Source organism: Sinomonas sp. ASV322 (genome assembly GCF_030908245.1).
In the GTDB taxonomy this organism is placed as follows: domain Bacteria; phylum Actinomycetota; class Actinomycetes; order Actinomycetales; family Micrococcaceae; genus Sinomonas.
Map to the genome: position 1 here is coordinate 120,334 of NZ_JAVFJJ010000008.1, position 20,138 is coordinate 140,471.

At 67.7% G+C, this 20,138-nt stretch carries 18 protein-coding genes and 1 riboswitch; of the genes, 7 read left to right on the plus strand and 11 right to left on the minus strand.

Features of this window, described 5'->3' with window-relative positions; all coding sequences use genetic code 11:
• Positions 1-59: 59 nt before the first annotated feature.
• Complete coding sequence (locus tag RBS12_RS12660; protein ID WP_307966466.1) at positions 60-779, plus strand: hypothetical protein; 720 nt, start codon at positions 60-62, stop codon at positions 777-779.
• A complete protein-coding gene (locus RBS12_RS12665) occupies positions 776-1,504 on the plus strand; it encodes a hypothetical protein (RefSeq protein WP_307966467.1) in 729 nt (242 codons plus the stop codon). Before RBS12_RS12660 ends, RBS12_RS12665 begins: the two co-directional genes overlap by 4 nt.
• Before the next feature lie 139 nt (positions 1,505-1,643).
• Here the strand turns inward: RBS12_RS12665 and RBS12_RS12670 are convergent, their stop codons facing one another.
• Positions 1,644-4,727, minus strand: coding sequence for a glycoside hydrolase family 38 C-terminal domain-containing protein (locus RBS12_RS12670; protein WP_307966468.1), 3,084 nt, complete (start codon positions 4,725-4,727; stop codon positions 1,644-1,646).
• A gap of 811 nt (positions 4,728-5,538) precedes the next feature.
• On the opposite strand from RBS12_RS12670, the gene RBS12_RS12675 reads away from it, so the two are divergent.
• The 4 genes from RBS12_RS12675 (at position 5,539) to RBS12_RS12690 (ending at position 9,284) form a co-directional block, all read left to right on the plus strand.
• A complete protein-coding gene (locus RBS12_RS12675; protein ID WP_307966469.1) occupies positions 5,539-6,048 on the plus strand; it encodes a sigma-70 family RNA polymerase sigma factor in 510 nt (169 codons plus the stop codon).
• A gap of 14 nt (positions 6,049-6,062) precedes the next feature.
• Complete coding sequence (locus RBS12_RS12680) at positions 6,063-6,911, plus strand: hypothetical protein (RefSeq protein ID WP_307966470.1); 849 nt, start codon at positions 6,063-6,065, stop codon at positions 6,909-6,911.
• 951 nt (positions 6,912-7,862) lie between these two features.
• On the plus strand, positions 7,863-8,459 hold the full coding sequence (locus RBS12_RS12685) for a matrixin family metalloprotease (RefSeq protein ID WP_307966471.1): 597 nt from the start codon (positions 7,863-7,865) through the stop codon (positions 8,457-8,459).
• A gap of 93 nt (positions 8,460-8,552) precedes the next feature.
• On the plus strand, positions 8,553-9,284 hold the full coding sequence (locus RBS12_RS12690; protein WP_307966472.1) for a hypothetical protein: 732 nt from the start codon (positions 8,553-8,555) through the stop codon (positions 9,282-9,284).
• Here the strand turns inward: RBS12_RS12690 and RBS12_RS12695 are convergent.
• Positions 9,281-9,544: a hypothetical protein gene (locus tag RBS12_RS12695; protein ID WP_307966473.1), complete on the minus strand. Its 264-nt coding sequence runs from the start codon at positions 9,542-9,544 to the stop codon at positions 9,281-9,283. The two genes, RBS12_RS12690 and RBS12_RS12695, sit on opposite strands and share 4 nt — an antisense overlap.
• Positions 9,545-9,968: 424 nt before the next feature.
• Between RBS12_RS12695 and RBS12_RS12700 the strand changes: the two genes are divergently transcribed.
• Entirely contained in the window at positions 9,969-10,196 is a 228-nt protein-coding gene (locus RBS12_RS12700; protein WP_307966474.1) for a hypothetical protein, read from the plus strand.
• 408 nt (positions 10,197-10,604) lie between these two features.
• Here the strand turns inward: RBS12_RS12700 and RBS12_RS12705 are convergent, their stop codons facing one another.
• The 9 genes from RBS12_RS12705 to RBS12_RS12745 form a co-directional block, all read right to left on the minus strand.
• On the minus strand, positions 10,605-10,751 hold the full coding sequence (locus RBS12_RS12705; protein WP_307966475.1) for a hypothetical protein: 147 nt from the start codon (positions 10,749-10,751) through the stop codon (positions 10,605-10,607).
• Positions 10,752-10,964: 213 nt separating this feature from the next.
• Complete coding sequence (gene fdhD, locus RBS12_RS12710; protein ID WP_307966476.1) at positions 10,965-11,822, minus strand: formate dehydrogenase accessory sulfurtransferase FdhD; 858 nt, start codon at positions 11,820-11,822, stop codon at positions 10,965-10,967.
• A 19-nt stretch (positions 11,823-11,841) separates the two neighbouring features.
• Positions 11,842-14,118: an FdhF/YdeP family oxidoreductase gene (locus RBS12_RS12715; RefSeq protein ID WP_307966477.1), complete on the minus strand. Its 2,277-nt coding sequence runs from the start codon at positions 14,116-14,118 to the stop codon at positions 11,842-11,844.
• Between the two features lie 98 nt (positions 14,119-14,216).
• Positions 14,217-15,569, minus strand: a complete 1,353-nt coding sequence (locus RBS12_RS12720; RefSeq protein ID WP_307966478.1) for a molybdopterin molybdotransferase MoeA — start codon at positions 15,567-15,569, stop codon at positions 14,217-14,219.
• Positions 15,566-16,663 carry an NTP transferase domain-containing protein gene (locus RBS12_RS12725; RefSeq protein WP_307966479.1) on the minus strand — a complete coding sequence of 366 codons (1,098 nt, stop codon included), beginning with the start codon at positions 16,661-16,663 and terminating at the stop codon, positions 15,566-15,568. The genes RBS12_RS12720 and RBS12_RS12725 overlap by 4 nt, the downstream gene beginning before the upstream one ends.
• Positions 16,627-17,127 (minus strand): HNH endonuclease, encoded by a 501-nt coding sequence (locus RBS12_RS12730; RefSeq protein ID WP_307966480.1) that lies wholly within the window; start codon positions 17,125-17,127, stop codon positions 16,627-16,629. Before RBS12_RS12730 ends, RBS12_RS12725 begins: the two co-directional genes overlap by 37 nt.
• Before the next feature lie 324 nt (positions 17,128-17,451).
• On the minus strand, positions 17,452-18,183 hold the full coding sequence (locus RBS12_RS12735) for an NlpC/P60 family protein (protein WP_307966481.1): 732 nt from the start codon (positions 18,181-18,183) through the stop codon (positions 17,452-17,454).
• A gap of 103 nt (positions 18,184-18,286) precedes the next feature.
• On the minus strand, positions 18,287-18,508 hold the full coding sequence (locus tag RBS12_RS12740) for a hypothetical protein (protein ID WP_307966482.1): 222 nt from the start codon (positions 18,506-18,508) through the stop codon (positions 18,287-18,289).
• A gap of 4 nt (positions 18,509-18,512) precedes the next feature.
• Positions 18,513-18,685, minus strand: a riboswitch (cyclic di-AMP (ydaO/yuaA leader).
• A gap of 558 nt (positions 18,686-19,243) precedes the next feature.
• Positions 19,244-19,939, minus strand: a complete 696-nt coding sequence (locus RBS12_RS12745) for a metal-dependent transcriptional regulator (protein WP_307966484.1) — start codon at positions 19,937-19,939, stop codon at positions 19,244-19,246.
• Positions 19,940-20,138: the final 199 nt, after the last annotated feature.

Below are 20,138 nucleotides of genomic sequence, written 5' to 3' on the forward strand. Positions count from 1 at the left end.
ATCAAGGCGTTCGACACGCCGAAAGCCCGCCGCAACGCCCCGAGAGAGGAAGGTACCGAATGTCCGTCTCAGCGGTCGCCTTCCAGCGCTGGATCGGCCAAGTGGCCCCCGGGGCAAGCACCGCGGACGTGTGCCGCCTCTCGGGCGTCAAGCGCAGTACGCTCGCCCAGCAGCTCGTGCGGGGCAAGGTCGCTGAGGCGACCGTCGTCGCCGTCGCCCGTGCCTACGGCCGCAATCCCGTCCTCGGCCTCGCCGAATTCGAGCCCTACCACGAGCTCGCAGCAAGCATCGCCCCACCGACCGATGCCGAGGTGCTCAGCCAGACGCCCACGGCGCGCCTGCTCGCCGAGCTCCTTGCGCGGGTCGGCGGCGGCCCCCGGCACGCGGCCGCCGCGGCGGGCGACGAGGGCTCGGCGGTCCGGCAGTGGGTCGAGGCCATCGACGACGGCGAGCTCCGCCAGCGCGTGAGCGCGGCGGCCGGGATCGCGCCCCAGAACTATTCCGCCCAGCTCAGCGCGAATCGGCTCGCGCCGGAGCTCGCGGTCCGCACGGCGCGCGAGGCAGGAGTCGGACTGCGGAACGGACTCGTCGTGACCGGCCTCGTGACCGCGGCCGAGGCCGGCTGGCCGTCCACGGCCGTCGAGGACGCGCTCGAACGCCTGAGCGATGCCGAGCTCGCGTTCCTCGCCTCCGAGCGGCTCGCGACCCTCGCCCGGGCGCTCAAGCGCCAAGAACACGATGACCGCGCGGCCCAGAGGGCCTGGGACCACCTCGCATGATGTGGCTTGCTTGGGCCACCTTTGCCATCGCCGCTCTGCTCGCGGCGACGCGGCTGCCGGCCGCGATCCGAGGACGTAGCCGAGCCCTGTTCGTACTCTTCGCGCTCATGGCGATCGCCGTCCTGCTGAGCATCCAGGGGCCCTATCTCGCGCTTGACGAGCTGCTCGGCGGCAAGAATTTCGCCAACCTCGTCATCCGGTTCACCCTCTTCGGCCTGGCCCTGCTGCTCGCCCTGCGCGTCGCAGCGGCCTTCGGTGCCCACCGCGCCACGAAGATCCTCACGGGGCCGTGGGGCCTCGGCGCCCTCGCGGCGTGTTCGGCGCTGCTCATGGCCTCGTTCGTCCTCGCGGGCCCAGCCCCGTCCCAAGTCGGGTTCGCAGGCCAGAACGATTGGTGGACCGCCGTGTACGGGACGGTCGGCCGGCTGTACCCGACCTTCACGGGCGTCGTGCTCCTGCCCGCTCTCTCGAAGGCGGCGGCCTCTCGCGGACGCCCCTCGCTCCGCATCGCCGCGGGACTGCTCGGGGCCGGCTACGTGCTGCTCGCCGCCACGAATATCATCACGGTCCTCCCACCCGCGGCGCTTGCCATGGCACAGGTCCTCAACTACGGAACCATCCTGCTCGTGTTCGCGGGGCTCACCCTCGTGTGGGCGTCGTCGCTCGTAGTCCGCCTTAGGGATGAGAGGCACTCATCCCTAAGGCGTAAAAAGTCCATACACTAGAGGAATAGGTTCACATTTTCATTAGCCCGTGCCAGAATCACGAATGTGTGAAACGACCTGTCAGGGGGATGGGCGGTTCTTCATTGGGGGGATGAGTGGTGGTGGCCTCCGGGCGACCACCACTCAGCCATGTCAGCGGCTACCCGAAGGCCCTGTCACCTCCGCGGCGGAAGCGCAGGGTGACAAGCTGGAAAGGCCGGAGCACCATCAACGCCGTCCCGCCGGCTCCGAGCTCGATCTCAGCACCCACCGAAGCGTCCGCCGGCGCGAGCGGCCTTTCGAGCAGGTCCACGGCCTCGACCCCCACCACGGCGAACTCCGGCGACACGGCCACCGAGGCGCGCTCGCCGAGAGATTCGTAGAGCCGCACGACGATATCCCCCGAGCCGTCCTCCGCGAGCTTGACGGCCTCGACAACGACCGCGGGATTGCTGACGACGACAAGCGGCTTTGATTCGCGGGCACCGCGCACGACGCGGGGCTCCAGGTTCGTCCGGTATCCCTCCTCGACCGCGTCGGCAATCGCCGCGCCGGGGCGCACGGTGACCACGAACTCGTGCCGCCCCTGATCCGTCTCTGGATCCGGGTACAGAGGTGCCTTGAGCAGCGAAAGCCGCAGCGTCGTCGTCGTGCCTCCATCGGGGCGTACCGCCCGGGTGACGTCGTGCCCATAGGTCGACGAGTTGGACACCGCGACGCCGTAGGACCCCTCCCCCACATGGATCCATCGGTGGGCGCACGTCTCGAAGCGGGCCCAATCCCACGAGGTGTTGGTCGCGATCGGCCGGAAGACGTGGCCGAACTGGATCTCGGACGCCGACCGTTCGGCGCGGACGTCGAGGGGGAACCCGAGCTTGAGAAGCTTCTCGCGCTCGTGCCAGTCGACGGCGGTCTCGATCCGGAGCGACTCCGCGCCCCGGGCCAGGACGAGCCGCTGCGTGACCGCCGAGGCGCCGAACTCACGACGCACCTCCACCGCGGCACCACCCTCGGGGTCAGCAACAGCCCCGACGGACACGGCATCCGTGAGCTGCGTGACGTTCCGGCGATAGAACGGATCGAGGTCCCACGAGTCCCACTCGTTCGGCGTGTCACGGTGGAGCTCGAGCAGGTTCCCGGCCGCGCCCGGGGCGATCGCCTCCCGCCCGCTCGCGACGTCCCGGAGCGAGACGATGAGGCCCCGCGCGTCGATCTCGGCCCGCACAAGGCCGTTGTCGAGGACCCAACGACGGGCCGCGCCGTCGTCCAGCCCGCGAAGCTCGGCGAGCGCCGCGGGCCGCGCGGGACGGACGACGGCGCCAACCCCGAGAGCGGGCACCCCCGCCCGCGCGTGGGGCGCGGCATTGAGCACGAGCTCAGTTTCGCCGCGGCCGACCACCGCACCCACGGCCCGCGCGATGATCTCCTCGAGCTCGCGCGCGACGGCCTCGTAGTTGCGCTCGGCATCGCGGTGCACCCACGCGATCGAGCTTCCGGGCAGGATGTCGTGGAACTGCTGAAGGAGCACGACGCGCCAGAGCCGCTTGAGCTCCGCCGCCGGATACGGCACCCCCTCGCGGACCGTCGCCGTCGCGCACCACAGCTCGGCCTCGCGGAGGAGGTGCTCGCAGCGCCGGTTGCCGCGCTTCGTGCGCGCCTGCGACGTGTACGTTCCGCGGTGCTTCTCGAGGTACATCTCCCCCGCCCAGACGGGCGGATCGACGTACTCGGCCTCCGCGGCGGCGAAGAACTCGCGCGGAACGCCGAGCTCGACGCGCGGAGACCCCTCGAGGTCCCGCGCCCGGTGGGCCGCGGCGAGCATCTCCCGGGTGGGGCCCCCACCGCCGTCGCCATAGCCGAACGGCACGAGGCCGAGGCTCGAGCGGCCCTTCTCGCGGAAGTTCTTCTCCGCGTAGGCGAGCTCGGCGGCGGTGAGCTCCGAGTTGTAGCTGTCACCGGGCGGGAAGTGCGTGAAGACCCGGGTCCCGTCGAGGCCCTCCCACAGGAAGCTGTGGTGGGGTATCCGGTTCGTCTGGTTCCACGACGTCTTCTGCGTCAAGAAGTAGCGCTCCCCCGCGGCCCGCACGATCTGCGGCAGCGCGGCCGAGTAGCCGAAGGAATCCGGCAGCCAGCACTCCTCGCACTCGACGCCGAGCTCCTCGAGGAAGAAGCGCTTGCCCTCGACGAACTGGCGGGCCATAGCTTCGCTCCCGGGCATATTCCCGTCCGCCTCGACCCACATCCCGCCGACCGGAATGAAACGGCCCTCCGCGACCTTCTCCTTGATGCGTTCGAACAGCTCGGGGTACCCGGCCTGGATCCAGGCGAGCTGCTGGGCCGACGAACACGAGAAGGTGAGTGCCGGATCCTCGTCCATGAGAGAGACGACGTTGGAGAACGTCCGGGCGCACTTCCGCACCGTCTCACGCACGGGCCACAGCCACGCGGAGTCGATGTGGGCGTGGCCGGTGGCCACGAGTCGGAGCGCACTGGCGTTTGCGGGGGCCACGAGCGCGGCCTTGAGTGCTTCCCGGCCGGCGCCGATCGTTCCGAGCACGTCATCGGGGTCGACGGCGTCGCAAAGGCGCTCGAGCGCCCGGAGGATGTCGTAGCGGCGAGGCCTGTCCATGGGCAGTTCGTGCATGAGGCCACGAAGGCTGATGACGTCCTGGAGGAGTTCCCACGCCTCGACGTTGCGCTCGCCGAGCACCATCGGGCCTAGGCGATACAGCGGTTCGCGGCTTGCGGTGGCCGGATCGCCCTCTCTCGTGGGGATGAACTGCCATCCCTGCGTCATGTCCGGATTCGCGGCGGCCTCGAGGTAGAAGACGACGGCGGGGCCCCCTCCGAGGGCCGCGAGCGGAATGTAGCGGTTGCGCGGGTTGACGGCCTTGATCGGAACGCCGTCCGCCGTCCAGGCTTGGCCCTCGCACTGGAATCCGGGGAGCTGGCCGGTGAAGCCGAGATCGATGACCGCCTCGACCGCGAAGCCGTCATCGCCCCATCCCGTGGGGACCTCGCCCGAGAGCCTGAGCCATGTGGTCCCCCATGCGGGTCCCCACGCATCGCCCTCGGTCGCCCGCGCGTACTCCTGGCCGAGGGCCTCGGCGGCGGGCACGGGTTCCCCGGGCGCGTCCCAGCGTTCGACGGCGAGACGCACGGTGCGCCGATAGACGGCAGGTTCTAGGCGATCCCGGACGAACCGGTCGATGCGGGCCTCGGTGATGAGGCGGTCGTCGTGCACGGATGCTCCGATCGATCAAATCGGTTGATTAATGTTCCACCAAGTTACTCCTCCGTATGAGAGACGGGAAGCGATTGCCAGACCTTGCCTTCCCAGAGGTGCTGATGGTCATGAACCAACCCGCAACCACGGGCGCCCTGCCCGTCGCCGTCGCCCAGGCCATCCCCGGGGCCGAGGTCGCTCAGGTAAGTCGGATCTGGCGGTTGGCGTCGATGTAGAGCAGGTAGATCCCATTGCCTTCGAGGACGAACATTCCGTGTTCCATTGCCGGGTCCCCGCGAAGGGGATGGAGGCGCCAGGTTCGTAGGTGACGATGTCGACGTGCATGTCGTGTGCAAGATCGTTCGGGTCCGCGAAGCGCGTGACGGCCCAGCTACCGTTGGTGCCTTGTGTGTGGGTGGCCTGGACGTCCTGATGGCGGGTCACGAAGGATGTTGCCGTATGTCCCTTTACCGGTTCGTAGGCCTTGCGGATCCAATGGAAGCCTGTAGCGGCTTCTGAACTGTTCTTCACGGACCGATGGTGCTCGAGCGACTCGACAAGGCAACGGGCGAGGTCAAGGGCGGGATCGAGACCGCGAACTTTGCCGCGTCGAGGTGCTCCTGAAAGTCAGTGATAAACACTGCCGGATCTCACAGGCACAGCCGGAAGTCCGGATCTCGCGACGATAGGCGGGGTCTCATTGAGACGGAGGGCCCGATCGGCGACATTAAAGAGTGTGGACACCAGAGCCGGAGCGTCGAGGACACGCCAGCGAACGGGCGCACACGCTGACGCGCCAGGTCGACTGGGGGCGACGGACGACGCCGCCTTGCTGGAGCGGATCGTCCTCCGGCACGAGTCAGCACTCGCCGAGGCGTACGACCGCCACATCCGGCCCGTGGGCTGGTTCGCGCACTCGATCCTGCCAGCGCACCTCGTCGACGATGCAATCCAGTCCACATTCCTGACCCTGTGGAACAAGGCAGAGCGGATCCATCTCGTAGGCAACTCGCTCCTTCCTTGGCTGATCGGAGTGTGCCGGCAGCACTCGCGCTCACTGCTGCGCAAAGAGGCCCGTCACGTCCACGAGGAGATCGAGGACACCATGCCGGCCGGGGCCGATGTCGAGGCAGCGGCCCTGCGCAGGCACCTTCTGGCTGCGATCGAAGAGCACGTGGCGCATCTGGGGGATCTGGACGCGCAGATCTACAGGCTTTGCATCCACGAAGAGATGTCCTACGAGGATGCCGCCGGCCGGCTCGGTGTGAGCACCTCCACAATCCGCAATCGACTCTCCCGCCTCAGGGCCGGCCTCCGCCGCCGGTTCGGCGGGGACTGAAAGGACGGCCCGCCATGAGTCCTGTTCCCGACCCGCCGGTCCCCACCGGGCCGGAGATTGCCCGCAACCGCGCCCGCCTGCTCGAGTCCGTCGCCGCCCGCCCCGCGCCTCGCCGCGGCCGTCGGATTACTGCTTGGGCTGTCGCCGCCGCGATGGTCATGGGCGGCGGCACAGTCGTGGCGATCGTTCTCGTCCTCACACCGCACGAAGCTGTCCCTGGTGCCATCAGCACCGGGGCTGCGAGCAGGGGCGCCACGTCTGCCAATGCTTATGATGCATACGCCAGCATCCCGAGTGACCAAATTCAGCACATGGAAGCCGACGCCGACGTCCTCTGGAACGCGGGCGACCCGTATTACGGATACAACAAGTACCCCATCGTGGTCCGCGCGCACATCGACTCGATCGACGGCGGACGGACCTTCAGTCCAATCTCGGGGCAATACGTATTCCCGCAGACCATCGGGAAGATGACGATCCGCGAAGTGTACAAAGGAGCCCTAAAGCCCGGTGACTTGCTTGACTACTCGCGCGCCGGCGGAACCGTGACCTACGACGAGTACTGGAACAGCCTCAATCAGGCGCAGAGAGACAAGATCCTCGGCCTGAACAGCGGACAGAAGCCGACTGACAAGAAGTATGTCCAAGAAAGATTCACTGACGACATCGACATTGAAGTCGGCAAAGACTACATCGTATTCCTCCTCCCGCAGACCTCCAAAGACGGAACACTCCACGAATATTCGATATCCGGGTATCAGTATGGTCTCAGAGAAGCGAAAGGATCCGGCGCGGAGACGACCGTGCTCAACAATGAGACCAAAATCTGGGAGAGTCTCAGTAGCCTAGTCAAGCTGCCCTAGCCGCCTAGCCGCAGCTTTCCATCGGGGCTGGTTTGCTGGAGGCGTGGCGTATCGTCGGCGCTACGCGCTAAAGGCGGCCTTCGATGCCAGGACCCTCTGTGGGGAGGCAAAGGAGCGCCAGGCGTCTATGGGTGCAAGCGCTGGATCTCCGATCGCGAGTGCGGGGAACCCCAGGGGTCCGCACATTCCAGCCCGGGGTGCTCGCCGTTCGCAAAGACCCACGAGAAACAGTGCGCGGCCGCGGCCCCGGTAGGGGTGACGTGGTGCTCCTGTGCCGCTAGGTCCGACGGGACGCGGGTCCGATGTTTAGGCTTCGCTGCGCTGGTCGCCCCGTCCGGTGCGTGGCCGGTCTTTCGGTTCCCCGACGGTGCGGCGCGCCTGCTTCCATTCAGAGCGACGCAACCCTGAAAACGGTATTTCATACACCATGATTCGGGGTCTCGGAGGGCCAGCATTGCTACACATTCCACCAACTTGCCCGCATCCTTGTCGCGGAAGCGACAAATGCGGCCAAGCGGATGTCTACATTGTCACAGGCTTTTCGCGGATATTCGAGAGACCTCTTGTGCAGATAGTGCTGCGGGGTTAAGGTGCAGGCATCACTAGCCGCGATTGGGGCGCCAGGGGATGGTGTTTCGCCGGCTTCGCACCTTTTGGAGTCTGTCATGCGGTTGTCCCGCGGGGCGATTTCGTGCGCCCTTTTGCCGCCTTGTTCCACTCCGCCTCGCAGGGCACGGCCGGGCTGACTGGCGGTAGCCACCCCGGGCCTTGCGACAAAATCCGCTGCCCCTAGAGGCCAGGCGGCCAAGCCGATGAGTTTTCGGCGCAAACCGTCTTCAAGGTGGTCTCGTTCTGCACTCCCGTACATGAAATTGGTCGAGCACACAGACGAGAAGCCACAAATTCCCAGAAAATCCGAACAGACCAACTCGAATCAGCCAGGGGGAAATCGTGACCCAAAAATTGAGACGACTCCTTTTCGCATTTCTGACCGCCGCAGTGCTAGCGCTGGTCCCCGCGACGAGCGCACATGCCATGACCCCAGTGTTCGGGCACAGATACCAGAACGGGGTGGGAAATGTCGTTGCATGGATAAACTACTCCTCGGGTGCCGGGAACTGGCAATGGTACATCACGAATGCGACGAACAATTGGATGTACCCGGGCTGGTCCAATCCGATCTATGTGAATTATGTCAGCAGCAATGTTGGCTCAAATCTCGATTTTCATTCGAATAACGATGCATATTTCGGCGGAGGAATGACGATCATAGCCTGGACGACATTCTTCTCCAGCACTGGCGCACCTCTCGACCCGACACTGTCGGACTGGTATTACGCGGAGGTGCACATAAATAATGACGTCTACAGCTCGCCGAGTATCAGCAATGACATGGCCTTGGGGACGACAATCCATGAAGTTGGCCACGCCCTGGGGTTGGCTCACTACAATAGCAACCCTTACAGCATCATGTGCCAGACCTCATATGGCAGGGTCGTGCAAAGGGTCCAGCAGGTTGATAACGATTCCATACTTTACCTGTACTAAGTGGGGTAGGGATTGCGGGCGAAAGTCCATGCGGAACGGACCCAGCCTTGAATGTGGTTCCTTGACAATTCATCTTTCGGGGAGGTTTACAGTATGAACAGGCTGAATGTGGGGGCCATGGTCACGGCCTTGTTGCTTCTTGTCGGGTTATCTTCTTGTGCATCCGATACGACGCGGTCGGCAGATCATGAGTCAAGCCAGTGGGTCGGGCAGGCCGCTGGAAGCAGTTCCCACGATGCGTACGCCGGCATTCCAAACGGCGAGATTGAAAACGCGGGTGGCGACGTTGACTTCCTTTGGGATGCGAAGGACCCGTATTACGGATACAAAAAGTATCCCATCGTGGCGCGCGCACACATCGACTCAATCGATGGTGGGCGGACTTACAGTCCGATCTCCAACCAATACGTCTTCCCCCAGACGGTCGGAAGGATGACGATCCGTGAAGTCTACAAGGGGTCGATAAACTCTGGTGATCAGCTGAACTATTCACGGCTCGGTGGAATCGTAACCTTTGATGATTACTGGAGCAGTCTCAATCAGAGCCAAAGGGATAAGATGCTGAACCGGAACGGAGGCCAGAAGCCGACGGCCAAGAAATACGTCCATGAAAAGTTCATTGACGACATCGACATTGAAGTCGGTAAGGAATATGTTGTTTTCCTTATCCCGCAGTCTGCCAAAGACGGCACACTAAGCGAGTATTCGATATCCGGCTTTCAATACGGCCTCAGGGAGGCAAAGGGTACGGGCGCTGTCACAACCGTGCTCAACAATGAGAATAAAACCTGGGAGAGTCTCGGTAGCTTTGTGAAGTTACCCTAACGTTCGGTGCCGGGTGGCGTGTCGGAGTACATCGGATTCAGCTTCGACGGCTCGTTAGCGCGGGGTTCACCGTCACCCGGTGCGGCGATCATCTCGCACAGGAAGAAGCGCGTCGGGGTCGTCGACCGCTTCAGGCCGGCCGACGTCTGGGCTTCCTTGGTGTCTCCGCGGTCATCATCGCCGGGACGGTCGGTGCGATCTTCGCGCGGCTCGGGCCGCTCGTGGATCGCGTTGTCGACCAGAAGGGCCGGCACCGGCATTCGCGAGCCAGACAACCGGGCGTATGTGCCGGTCGTAGGCTTCGGCTAACGCGGCCTGATGGCGGTACCCGATCGCCCCCAGCAGGTCGGCATCACTTTGCTGTGCCGCCCTGCCGAAGACCGCACGTCGGCGTCCGGGCCCGTTCGCTGGCCTGTCATCGGCGCCCCCGTGCTGCTGTCCATACCCATGTATGTCACCCGAACCGCCAACCGTCACAACACCGCCCGCCGAGATGCGCGGGCGGCCGCTGCACCCTCACGGAGCTTCGGATGCCCTCCTCCATGGGTACGTCCGGAGCAGCAGAGATCGGCCAGGAGTTCGCACGGTTGTTCCGGGACGGGGAGGTATCGTGACATTCCACTGGGGCCAGACCGGGCGCGTTGGCGCGCGGCGACAGCATCGGCCCCTGCGAGAGCGGGGCTCGTGGACATCCATGGAAAGCCGACCGGTCGGCGGTCGCGGCCGGACGCAGTGCACGCCGTCGTAGTGCACGAGGGCGACTGGTGGGAGGTGACGATCCCGGAGCTCGAGCTCTCGATGTCGACCCGGGACCCGGAGATGATCGAGGCCCACGCGCGGAGCTTGGCCGCATCCGTCCTGGCCGTCCTGCCGAGACGAATCACGGTCGCCGTGCGATACGCACAGTTGTGACCAGGGTCCGATTTGCCCCTTGTTCGCGCGAGGGCCCATCAAGACCGGGGGTGGGCCTTGATGGGCCGTCATCATTCGCACCACTGATCGGGGGATCAGCCAGGGCGGCCCAGCCTACACCTCGGGTCCGGCACGGAGACGGCCGGCACTGAGGCTCGATTGTTCGGTGGGTGCGCCTTGGTCCAGGTTTCGCCGCGCCCGCGTCACGATGCGCTGCGTCTGTGCCGTAGGGCTTTCGGCGATCCAGCGGTCGCAGAGGGCCAGAACCCAGTCGGGGCGCGTCGGGGCGACGTCGTTGATCCAGTTCGCGACGGAGTCCTGGGCGTAGCGGGACGTGTCGGAGCGCAGGGGCTCGAGGAGGGGCAGTCCCTTCTCGGGGTGCTGCTTGAGCTCCGTCAGGTGCGCGGCTCACACGCCGCGCGGACGCAGGGTTTCGCTCGCGGAGCGCCGGATCCGTTCGGACGGATCGGCCGTCCACGCGCGGAGCAGCCCGACGCCCCGGCCGAGCTCAGTAGCCAGCCGCGGCCGGACCGCGAGCCAGGCCCACTCGCGCACCGCGAAATGCTGGTCATCCGCCAGGGGCCGGATGCGCGCGAGCAGCTCTTCGACGGGCGTTGGGCCGTCGGCCGCGATCGCGAAGCACGATGCGGCGGCCGATGCCCCCGCCGATGCAGAGGCAGTGCGCAGCCGGCTTGCGTCCCAAACGTCGTCGCACAGCTGACGATTCGAACACTCACCGCCACGCGTTGGGTCAAAAAGGTCAGGGGGTCAGGAGAGGAAGCGTTCCTGACCCGCGTAGACGTTGAACCCCGTGCCACGGCTGAACCCCACGAGGGTCACCCCGGACTCCTCGGCGAGTTCGACGGCGAGGCTCGAGGGCGCGCTCACGGCCGCGAGTACGGGGATCCCCGCCATTGCGGCCTTCTGCACGAGTTCGAACGACGCGCGCCCCGACACCTGCAGCACGGTCCCCGCAAGCGGCAGCAGCCCTGAGCGCAGGGCCCAGCCGACCACCTTGTCTACCGCATTGTGCCGCCCGACGTCCTCCCGCAGGCAGAGGAGCTCGGCCGAGGTCCCGCCGTCGCCCACTCTGAAGAGCCCCGCCGCGTGGACGCCGCCCGTCTTCTCGAAGAGCGCCTGCGCCTCCCGCAGGCGAGCGGGCAGGCCGGCGACGAGCTCGGGGAGAAGGCGCACGCCGTCGTCGGCCGGGCTGTGGTGACCCGCACGCCGAACGGACTCGATCGAATCGGTCCCACAGATCCCGCATGAGCTCGAGGTGTAGACGTTGCGGCCCGTCTCGGGGAGGGCGACGTCGGGGCGCAGCTGTGCCTGCACGACGTTGAACGTCTGCACCCCATCGGCGTCCTCTCCCCCGCAGAACCGCTCGGACACGAGCTGGCCTGGCTCCCACACGACGCCCTCGGAGACGAGGAAGCCCGCGACGAGATCGAAGTCGTCGCCCGGCGTGCGCATCGTGACGCTGTAGGAGAGGCTGCTCGCCCCACGACCGGCGAGCCGAATCTCCAGCGGTTCCTCGACCGCGAGCACGTCCTCCTTATGGCGCACAGGGTGCTCGCTGTCGAGGACGTACTTGTGCACCTTGCGGCGCTGGCTCAGTCGTCCCATGCCTGCCTCCTCCGTCAGTTCAGTCCGCGTGCGGCACGAAGCGCACGGTGAGGGCCTTGAAGCCAGGTGTGTTGGACTCGCGCGCCACGAGGTCGCGGTGCACGAGCGCGTTCGCCTCGGGGAAATACGCCGCGGCGCAGCCTCGCGCGGTCGGATAGCCGACGAGGCGGAAGCGGTTCGCCCGCCGCTCCTCGCCGCGGAAGACGCTCACGACGTCGACGAGCTCGCGGTCCGCGAAGCCGAGGGCCTCGAGGTCGGCGGGGTGCACGAGGATCACGCGCCGGCCGTCGGAGATCCCGCGGTAGCGGTCGTCCTGGCCGTAGAACGTCGTGTTGTATTGGTCGTGGCTCCGCACTGTCTGGAGGACAAGGTGACCTTCGGGCGCCTCGAGGTACTCGAGCGGGCTCACGGTGAACTGCGCGCGTCCGGCGTCCGTCGCGAACGTGCGAGTGTCGCGCGGCGGGTTCGGCAGCTGGAACCCGTTCCTCTGCCGCACGCGGCGATTGAAGTCCTCGAAGCCCGGGATGACGCGGGAGATGTGGTCGCGGATCACGTCGTAGTCCTCGGCCATCGCCCTCCAGTCCACAGCGTGGTCCTCGCCGAGGACCGCCGCGGCCATGCGCGCCACGATGACGGGTTCCGCGAGGAGGTGCTCCGAAACCGGCTCGAGGCGACCCTGCGTCGAGTGGACCATGGACATCGAGTCCTCGACCGAGAGGAACTGCCGCCCCGATGGGTGCTTGTCGTCGCGGTCGGTACGGCCGAGCGTCGGGAGGATGAGGGACGTCCGGCCGTGCACGACGTGCGAGCGGTTCGGCTTCGTCGAGATGTGCACCGTGAGGCCCGTTCGCCGCATGCCCGCCTCGAGCGCCTCGGTGTCCGAGTTCGCCTGTGCGAAGTTGCCGCCGAGCGAGACGAAGACGTCGACGGCGTCGCCCTCGAACGCGTGGAGCGTCTCCGTCGAGTCGAGTCCGTGCTCTCGCGGCGAGGCGATGCCGAACTCGGCGTCGAGCGCCGCGAGGAACTCCTCCTTGGGCTTCTCCCAGATGCCCATCGTGCGGTCGCCCTGCACGTTCGAATGCCCGCGCACGGGGCACGCGCCCGCACCGGGCTTGCCGAAGTTCCCCTGGACGAGCAGGACGTTGACGATCTCCCGGATCGTGTCCACGGAATGCGGCTGCTGGGTGAGCCCGAGGGCCCAGCACACGATCGTCGCCTTCGAGGCCGCGAGCAGCTCCGCCGTCCGCTCGATCTCAGCGCGCGCGATCCCCGTGGCCCGCTCGGTCTCGTCCCAGTCGATCGACGCGCGGGCCTCGGCGTAGGCCTCGAACCCTTCCGTCTGCGTGTCGACGAAGGCGCGGTCGACGACGGTGCCCGGCGCCCGGCGCTCCTCCTCGAGCAGCAGATGGCCGAGGGCCTGGAACAGGGCGAGGTCGCCGCCGACCTTGATCTGGAGGAACTCGTCCGAGATCGTCGCGCCCTGGCCGACGTAGCCAGACACGGTCTGGGGGTCCTTGAAGTGCAGGAGGCCCGCTTCGGGCAGCGGATTGACGGCGACGACCTTGCCGCCGCGGTCGCGGCACTCCTTGAGCGCCGAGAGCATGCGCGGGTGGTTGGTCCCGGGGTTCTGCCCGACGACGAACACGAGCTGAGCGTCGTGGATGTCCTCGAGCGAGACCGTGCCCTTGCCGATGCCGATCGTCGGGCTCAGCGCCGAGCCGGACGACTCGTGACACATGTTCGAGCAGTCCGGGAGGTTGTTGGTCCCGAGGCTCCGCGCGAAGAGCTGGTACACGAAGGCTGTCTCGTTCGCGGTGCGGCCGGACGTGTAGAAGACGCAGCGCTCGGGCGATGACGCGTTGACGTGCTCGGCGACGAGCTCGAACGCGTCGCCCCACGAGATGCGGCGGTAGCGGTCGTCGCCCGGACGGAGCACGACGGGCTCTGCGATGCGGCCCTGTTTGCTGAGCCAGTAGTCCGTCTTGTCCTCGAGGGATTCGATGGGGTGGGCGTCCCACCATTCGGGCGTCACGGTGTGGACCGTCGCCTCCTCCGCAACGGCCTTGGCCCCGTTCTCGCAGAATTCCGCCGCCTTGCGGTGGCCGTTGGACTCGGGCCACGCGCAGCCGGGGCAGTCGAAGCCACCGCGCTGGTTGATCCGTGCGAGCGAGCGGGCCGTGCGCACGGGCCCTGCCTGCTCGAGCCCGCGCTGGAGCGCGACGGCGACGGCGGTCAGGCCCGCCGCGGACGTCTCGGGATGGCCGACTCGCAGGGCGTCCTCGTCGATGTCCTTCATGCCAGGCCCGTTCCGTATGACTCACAGCTCATGGGTCCATCCTGCCCCTCGCGGCCCGTCATTTCGAGCCGACCCCGGAATCGCCCGCCTCCACGGCGTCAGGCGTCGAGGCCGCTCCAGTCCACGGGCTCCTTGGATCCCACCGCGCGGCGCTTGGGCTTCGCTCCCGTCTTCGCGGCGGCGGGCTCGACGAGCGGCCGGCCCCACGGCAGCGCAAACGCCTCGACGGGCTCGCCCAGTTCGACGCCGTGGGGCGGTATCACCATGACGCCGTCGGCCCGCGCGAGCCCGCGCAGCATGCCCGATCCGCTCGCCCCGGCCGGGGACGCCATGCCGTACATCCGGCGGAACGGAACGAGGCGCGTCCGCTTGAGCTCGGGCTCGAAGGCGGCGCCTGACGGGAGTTCGACGGCGGCGAGCGGCGCGCGTCCGGACATCGCCGCGAGCAGCGGCTCGGCGACGGCGAGGAACCCCATGACGGCGGCGAGCGGGTTCCCCGGGAGGCCGACGAAGAAACGCCCATCCGGCAGCTCTGCGAGGACGGTCGGATGACCCGGCCGCATCGACACGCCGTCGACGACGAGCCGTCCGCCGAGCTCCGCGACGATCTCGCGCAGGTGGTCCGACTCCCCCTTGCCCGTGCCGCCCGTCGTGATGACGACGTCGGCCGGCGCGCCGCCGGGCCCCGCGCCAGGCTCGTCTGGTTCGCCTGTTGCGGTGCCGCCGTCGTCGGCCAGCGCGGCACGCCATTCCTCGGCGTCGTCGCCGATCTTCCGCTCGTCCACGACCACGCCGCCGAAGCCCTCGATGAGCGGCGGGATGAGGAAGCTGAACACGTCGCGCACGCGGCCCGGCTCGGGCACTCCGGACTCAACCACCTCGGAGCCCGTGCGGACGAGCCGCACGAGCGGGCGCCCCTCGACGGGGAGGTCGTCGAGGCCCGCGATCGCGGCGAGGGCCAGCTGCGCGGGCCCGAGTTCCGTTCCCGCGGGAAGGAGGAGGTCCCCGGGCTGGGCCTCCTCGCCGCCGGGACGGATGTCCGCGCCGCCGGACGGAGCCCCTGGCGGAGCCGCGGGGCTCAAGCGCAAGTGCGGAAGGCCGTCGTCGTCCGGTCCGATCTCGCCGTGTTCGCGGCGAAGGACCGCCCGTGTGCCTCCCGGCAGCGCGCCGCCGGTCACGATGGGGCTCGCCTGATGGGCCGAAAGGGGCTCACCCGCCTCAACGAGGATCCACGGCCCCGTTCCGCTCACAGCCCAGCCGTCCATCGCCGACGACGAGTAGTGCGGCATGGGCGAGATCGCGAGGACGTCCTCGGCGAGCACGCGCCCGGCGCACCGCGCAAGGGGCACGCGAACCGGCGGAATCCGCGAGCCGGCCGCCGCCGCAGCCGCGCGGGCCTCCGACCACGAGTGGTGCAGGGGGTGCGGCGCGCTCGGGGCGCCGCCCGTCATTCCCCGGTCCCAGCCTGCTGGGCGCGGGACTTCGCGAGGCGGCGCGCGACGTCGATCGCCGACTCCATCGCGGCCCGCTCGGTCGCCTGCCCGCTTCCCGCCGCGTAGCCGGCGGCGTAGGCGGCGAGGAACGTCGTGAGCGGCGCGGCAGGTCGGACAATGGCGTGGGCGGCGACGCCCGCGAGGCCGAGGACGGCGTCGATGTCCACCTCGAGCTCCCCGAGTTCGAGGGCGTCGGCAAGCTCGGCGCTCCACGCGCGCAGGACGGCATCGACGTCGGACTGTCCGGGCTGCGCGGTGGCCGGCTGCACGGTGTTCGGCTGCGCGGCGTTCCCCGATTCGGGCGCTGACTCGGACATCTCGGGCTCCTCCGCTGTGCTCGGCGTTCCCGGACCTTCCGGGCGTCGAATGCCCCAGCGTTCTGCTGCGGGCCACGTGTCGACATCGTCAACGAGGCCCGAGGGAAGCCGCAGGGGCTGCACAGCCAGCCTAGCAATGAGGTGCTTCACGGGGCGGTCGGCGAGCCCGCCCTGTGACGCAAGTTCCACGAGGGCACGCTCGAGCGGAGCCCGGCGGTAGACGCCGAGCAGCGGCTGGAGCCTGCCGTCGTTGTCCTCCGCCACGATCGCGTCGGCGCCGGGCTCCGCCGCTGCCGCGACCCGCAGGAGCTCGAGAGCCTCCGCGGCGCGCGGCACGTCGACGGCCAGCACCGCGACCCACGGGCGCGTATCCGCCGTCGGCGGCCCTTCGCCAAGCGCGGCGATCCCCGCGCCGAGTGCGGCGACGGGGCCCCCGAACCGCGGTTCCTCGAGCACGAAGCGAATGCCTCCTGCCGCTCGGGCGGCGTCGGCGGGGTCGGCCGGCTGGCCGTCGCGAGGTCCGACGACGACGACTCGCCCCGCCGCTTCGACGGCCGCGAGCGTGCGCGCAAGGAGGGTGGACCCCTCGAACACCAGCGATGACTTGGGAACGCCGCCGAGTCGGCTCGAACGCCCGCCCGCGAGGATGACGGCGTCGAACGCGAGGCGCGGCACCCCGCGCCCGGGCGTGTCTCCGTTCAGGCTGCGGACTCCGGCGCGAGGAACGGACTCCACTGCGCCACCGGCTTCTCGAGCTCCTTGATCTGCCACACCGTCCCCAAGGGCGGCTGAGGCGTGAAACGGAGCTTCCAGCCCATCTCGGCCGGCGTGTGATCGCCCTTGACGTTGTTGCAGCGGAGGCAGCACGCCACAAGGTTCTCCCACGTGTCCGCGCCGCCGCGGGACTTCGGGAGGACGTGGTCGATCGTATGCGCCGTCTTGCCGCAGTACGCGCACTGATGCCCGTCCCTGCGCAGCACGCCGCGTCTGCTGACGCTCGCGGTGTGAGTGCGACGGGGTCTGATGTATCTGTTGAGCAGGATGACGGACGGGCGTCCGAGCACATCACGAGGACCGACGACCGGATCGTCGTCTTCCACCACGATGCTCGCCTTCCCGGCGAGGACAAGGACGAGCGCCCGGCGGAAGCTGACAACCGCCAGTGGTTCGTATCCGGCATTCAAGACGAGTGTGCGCATGCGCGTTCCTCTTCACGGCCGCACCCGGTCAGGGGCACAGGGCCGGCTGCCCTGTGCGTGGCCGGGCTGATCGACACTCTTAGAGTACTGAACCGAATTGCGGTTCCACGAACGGAGCCTCCCTCCGGCGCAACGTGTAGGCGATTGTTCACCCGCGAGACACCTCAGGAAACGCGTCCGGACCGGGCGAGATCTGGCCACGCGTCACTGAGGGTGGGCGCGTGGCCACCTCCCGCCCAACCCGTGGCCATGTCGCGCACAAACAAGCGCAGCGCCCCTCCCGAAACGGGAGGGGCGCTGCAGGTAAGCCGTGGCGGGGCTGGATCAGCCGCCGACGCGGATGAAGACGGGGCCCGAGCCGACGTTCACGCTGTAGAGAACGGTGTTGCTGCCGTTCCAACCGCCGTGGACGGCCATGCCGTTGCCCACGTAGACGGCGATGTGGGCCATGCCCATGCCACCGTTCTGGTAGTAGGCGAGGTCGCCCGGCTGAGCCTCAGCTGCGCTCACCTGACGGCCGAGCGACAGGTAGCCGGCCGGCCAGCCGTGGTAGTAGATGCCGACGGCCGCGAGCGCGTTCGTCACAAGGGCGGTGCAGTCCTGGTGCACGCCGAGCTGCGCGTACGCTGCAGCGGCGATCGCAGCACCCATGCCGCTCGATGCCACCGGCTTCGCGGCGGCAGGGGCGGACGCGGCGAGGGCGGTGTTGCTCGAAGCGGTGCGGACCGTGTTGCTGACGGTCTGGACCGGGGCGGGGGCGGCCTCCGACTGGACGGCGGGGCGCTCGAAGCTCACCTGAGCACCGGCGTCGGCGGCAACGTTGGTCTCGACGGCCGTCTGGACCTCGAGGGCGGTGGGGGCGGAAGCGTCACGCTGCGTGGGGATTTCCGCAGCGTTCGCGGCAACGCCGCTCGTGAGCACAAGGCCGGACGCGGCAGCAAGGACCGCAGCCTGACGGCCCATGCCACTGGCGTTCTCAGTCACAGCCTTGGCAATGACGGCGATGGAGGAGGTGTTCTCGGCGCGGTGCCGAGCGATTCCAGCGCGAGTGGACATCTCGGGTGTTTCTCTCTTTCGTCGCCGCGCACCATGGGGGTCTCGGTACGCGGTTGAGGGCGCGGCTACTGGGGGGAAAGCCGCGCGAGCCTCTCGGTCAGGGTCAGCGGAGCGTGTAGAAGGCGGAGCTTTCGTTGTGGGTCGACTTCGCCTTCTGTGACGAGCCCGCGCGGTGGGCGCGGACGGCGCCGGAGAGGACCGAGGCATGCTCGCCAGCCTGACGGCCGACGATGCCTGCGTTACCCGACGCGGCCTGCACAGCAGCAATCAAGCTGCTGCGGACCAGCACGGACCGGTGACGCGCAATGACGTTGCGTGACGACACAGAGGTAGCCTCTCCCAATGCCTGCGAGGTGAGCTGTCGGGTTCGGACTGGAAGTATCCGGCCTCCCGGTGCGAACACCGGGCTGCTTTACCCCAAGGCCCTCCGTGAGGAGGACCGAAATTGGTTCCCCCGCCCCTGCCAGACGGTTGTGCGAACGGATTCCGGTCGGTGGCAGAGCTAGGCAATCCAACCGGATGTTCCAACTTGGTTGGAGTTGGAACAAGAACGAGCGTAGCCGACGTAGAACGAAAAGTCACATTCGGATCACAGCCGCCGCCAAAATCATCACGAACGGGCTACAGCGGATGCCGACCTTGCGCTCAGCGCCACCCTGCCGGGTCGACGACCTCACCCATTGCCGTGATCGACGACGATACGGGCCCTGGAGTCGCACGTCGGGATCGAGGACTCGGCCGATGCCCGGGCGAGAGAAATCCATGCGGCCGTCTGCGGGGGTGCCCCAAGCGGTTCCGCCTCGGTCAAGCTCGCAGGCTCCCTCCTCCGCCTGCGAAGTTAGCTGTCCGGCTCGTGGGCAGAGTGATGACTCAGCGCACGGAAGAGGCCGCGCCAAGGTGCGGCGCTTTGTCAAGGATACGTCGGAGGACGCCGTTTCGTGACCCTACCGTGATCTTTAGTGAGACAGGTCTCGCAAGTGGCCTATCCACATTCATCCAAGGAACGGAATAAATGTGCGAAGCCGATGTTCGATCGTGTGAGAAGGGTCGGAATGTGTCGTCAGCCGATCGAGACGAACACGTGCGCCGCGACCTCGACCGGGAGCTCAAGCGCGCCGTCGACCTTGGGCGTGCGCACGGAGATGTAGTCGCCGACCCGCTCGAGGGCGATCTTCGCCCCCGGTCGGATGCCGCCCTCATCGAGCTGCACCAGAAGCTCGGGATCCACCTGGATAGGCTCGGCGAGCCGGCAGACGACGACGCGCGAACCCGGCGCGTACTCGCGCATCGCTTCGACGAGCGTCACGACGCCCTCGCCGAATCCTTCGGCGGGCTCGCCGCCGAGCGCCTCGAGGCCGGGAATCGGGTTGCCGTAGGGCGATTCGCTGGGCTTGCCGAGCAGCTCGTAGAGGCGGCGCTCGACTCGCTCGCTCATGACGTGCTCCCAGCGGCAGGCCTCATCGTGGACGTACGCCCAGTCGAGGCCGATGACGTCCGAGAGCAGTCGCTCGGCGAGGCGGTGCTTGCGCATGACCTCAGTCGCGCGCTTGCGGCCAGCGGCCGTGAGCTCGAGGTGCCGATCGCCCGTGACGACGACGAGGCCGTCGCGCTCCATGCGTGCGACGGTCTGGGACACGGTCGGGCCCGAATGGCGGAGCCGTTCCGCGATGCGCGCACGCAGGGGCACGATCCCCTCCTCCTCGAGTTCGAGGATCGTGCGGAGGTACATCTCGGTGGTGTCGATGAGATCAGTCATGCGGTCAACGGCTCCTCGGACGCGAATCAGCGGGCTCCACGGCCAGCAAATCACGGGACGCGGTGCGCACAGCCAGTTTAGCTTATTTTGAACTGCTCAGATTAGGGTCTGCCTGTCGTCGTTCTCCACGAATTCGCACGGCGCCGAGCCGGTACGGCAGACTGTTTTGGGGCGGACCGCGCCGCCCTCGACGTCGCAA

Excerpts from the sequence above, each read along its gene's own strand:
- RBS12_RS12660 (WP_307966466.1), top strand. The coding sequence starts at position 60 with ATGTCCGTCTCAGCGGTCGCCTTCCAGCGCTGGATCGGCCAAGTGGCC.
- RBS12_RS12665 (WP_307966467.1), top strand. The coding sequence starts at position 776 with ATGATGTGGCTTGCTTGGGCCACCTTTGCCATCGCCGCTCTGCTCGCG.
- RBS12_RS12680 (WP_307966470.1), top strand. The coding sequence starts at position 6,063 with ATGAGTCCTGTTCCCGACCCGCCGGTCCCCACCGGGCCGGAGATTGCC.
- RBS12_RS12690 (WP_307966472.1), top strand. The coding sequence starts at position 8,553 with ATGAACAGGCTGAATGTGGGGGCCATGGTCACGGCCTTGTTGCTTCTT.
- RBS12_RS12695 (WP_307966473.1), bottom strand. The coding sequence starts at position 9,544 with ATGCCGGTGCCGGCCCTTCTGGTCGACAACGCGATCCACGAGCGGCCC.
- fdhD (WP_307966476.1), bottom strand. The coding sequence starts at position 11,822 with ATGGGACGACTGAGCCAGCGCCGCAAGGTGCACAAGTACGTCCTCGAC.
- RBS12_RS12715 (WP_307966477.1), bottom strand. The coding sequence starts at position 14,118 with ATGAAGGACATCGACGAGGACGCCCTGCGAGTCGGCCATCCCGAGACG.
- RBS12_RS12720 (WP_307966478.1), bottom strand. The coding sequence starts at position 15,569 with ATGACGGGCGGCGCCCCGAGCGCGCCGCACCCCCTGCACCACTCGTGG.
- RBS12_RS12730 (WP_307966480.1), bottom strand. The coding sequence starts at position 17,127 with ATGCGCACACTCGTCTTGAATGCCGGATACGAACCACTGGCGGTTGTC.
- RBS12_RS12735 (WP_307966481.1), bottom strand. The coding sequence starts at position 18,183 with ATGTCCACTCGCGCTGGAATCGCTCGGCACCGCGCCGAGAACACCTCC.
- RBS12_RS12745 (WP_307966484.1), bottom strand. The coding sequence starts at position 19,939 with ATGACTGATCTCATCGACACCACCGAGATGTACCTCCGCACGATCCTC.